Origin of the sequence: Streptomyces cupreus, assembly GCF_014257025.1 — a bacterium.
Taxonomy (GTDB): Bacteria; Actinomycetota; Actinomycetes; order Streptomycetales; family Streptomycetaceae; genus Streptomyces; species Streptomyces cupreus.
In genome coordinates this window covers 1-251 of record NZ_JACMSF010000208.1, presented here as the reverse complement: position 1 = coordinate 251, position 251 = coordinate 1, and the positions used below count along the sequence as shown (strand labels likewise).

The following is a 251-nucleotide window of genomic DNA, read 5'->3' as shown; positions in this document are numbered from 1 at the left end:
TCCCGCCCCGGCCGGGCTCAGGATCGGCCGGGGCGGGTGTTCAGAGGGTGGGTGACCTGTCGAGGAGGAGGGCCGTGCGGAGGGCGGAGTGCAGGCGGGGTGTGTTCGTCCACTCGCGGTCCCGCGTCGGAGGGATCTGCCAGCACAGGCCGGGGCACATGACGCGGTGGAGCGGGGGGATCGCCACGTGGCAGCCCCGGCCCAGGACGCGCACCTGCGGGAGGTTCCAACTGGCGGCGGAGCCAGGAGGG

The 251-nt window shown here is 74.9% G+C and carries 1 pseudogene; it reads right to left on the bottom strand.

What is annotated here, in order from left to right:
- Nucleotides 1-40: 40 nt before the first annotated feature.
- Nucleotides 41-251 (bottom strand): annotated as a pseudogene (locus H4N64_RS44695) (hypothetical protein); the annotation flags it as partial.